This window comes from Paenibacillus validus NBRC 15382 (genome assembly GCF_004000985.1).
Classification (GTDB): Bacteria; Bacillota; Bacilli; order Paenibacillales; family NBRC-103111; genus Paenibacillus_G; species Paenibacillus_G validus.
In genome coordinates this window covers 1-1,518 of record NZ_BIMH01000116.1, presented here as the reverse complement: position 1 = coordinate 1,518, position 1,518 = coordinate 1, and the positions used below count along the sequence as shown (strand labels likewise).

At 47.4% G+C, this 1,518-nt stretch carries 1 protein-coding gene; it reads left to right on the top strand.

All coding sequences use genetic code 11. From position 1 onward, the window contains the following. Positions 1 to 158 precede the first annotated feature (158 nt). Entirely contained in the window at positions 159 to 1,517 is a 1,359-nt protein-coding gene (locus tag PVA01S_RS26300; protein ID WP_127610830.1) for an IS4 family transposase, read from the top strand. Position 1,518 lies beyond the last annotated feature (1 nt).

Here is a 1,518-nt window from a genome sequence, read left to right as displayed (position 1 = left end):
CTCAACTTTCGCAGAGCGAAAACCGGCATAGAGCATTGATGTGACAGTAAAAATTGCAGATTGAATATGAAGGTTGCAAAAATAGAAAAACACCGCTTCTTTTTGGTAAAGTGAGATTGTCGAGATCATCACTACCATACAGAAGAGGTGTCCTCTCTATGATAGGCCAAACCGTAGAGCCGAATCAACTTCCAAATGAAATCAGATCTGCATTTCAGGAATTAAAGATGCTACAGCACTTGAGAACAGCGGGCTTCAAGAAAAAGTTCGGCTTCACGTGCTCATACCTGTTCCAGCTTGTCTTTATCCTCTTATTCCATCATAAGAACTGGTTTCGTTTGCTAGAAAGCCTTAAGGGCGAGACGTATCCCGGCAAAGACGCGGTGTATCGCTTTCTCAATCACAGCGGTTACGCATGGCGCCGATTCTTATCCTCGTTGAGTTCTTTCACTATTGGTAAGGTGCATCCTTTGACCGGAGAGGACCGTATATCCGTATTTGTGGTCGATGATTCCATGTATGAGCGCAATCGCAGCAAAGCGGTCGAGCTACTTTCCCGATTCAAAGACCATGCAACCGGTTGCTACTACAAAGGCTTTCGAATGCTCACGCTCGGATGGTCGGACGGCCATACGTTTATTCCCGTTGACTTTTCCTTGCTTGCTTCACTCAAGTCACAAGTGAACGGCATCATGGAAAAGATCGATAAGCGTACGTCTGGCTACAAGCGGCGAATGGAGGCCCTCTTGCCTGCGCCGGAAGTGATTCCCGCCATGATTGATCGTGCGCTTTCTGCTGGCGTGCAGGCATCGTACGTGCTGATGGACAGTTGGTTTACGCATGCTCCGCTCATTCATGCGATGCTTGCTCGCGGTCTGGACGTCATCGGCATGGTCAAAGCGGATAAAAAGCGTTATCTCATCCATGGACGTCGACTCACTCTGCATGAGCTTTACTACAAGGCTATGCCTGTTGAGGGGAACAAGAAAGGCATTCTGCGATCGATCCGTACGCAGTTATCCCCGGGAATTCCCGTCACAATCGTCTTCGTGCGCCACCGTTCGAACAAAAAGGAATGGCTTGCTATCCTGTGCACCGACCTGTCGCTTCCTGTGGAAGAGATCATCCGGATTTATGGAATCCGTTGGGACATCGAGGTGTTCTTTAAGTGCACAAAATCGCTGTTGCGACTTCAAAAGGAGTTCCAGGGTCGTTCTTATGATCTCTTGATCAGTCATACGACGATCGTATTTTCGCGATACATCTTGTTAGCATGGCAACATCGTCAAAGTACGGACAAGCGCACTTTGGGCGGCTTATTTCATCTGCTCTGCGATGAAATCGGTCAAATCGATTGGGCCATTGCATTAAAACAGCTCATTGAGATCCTTGAAACTGTAGCTAAGGGAGCAAGCAAAAAGATCACAACATTAATCGAAAAACAACTTCAACAATGGATTGCCGCTTTGCCTAGTCACATCAAGGCTTATCTGCCCAAATTAAGCTGCGAAAGTTGAG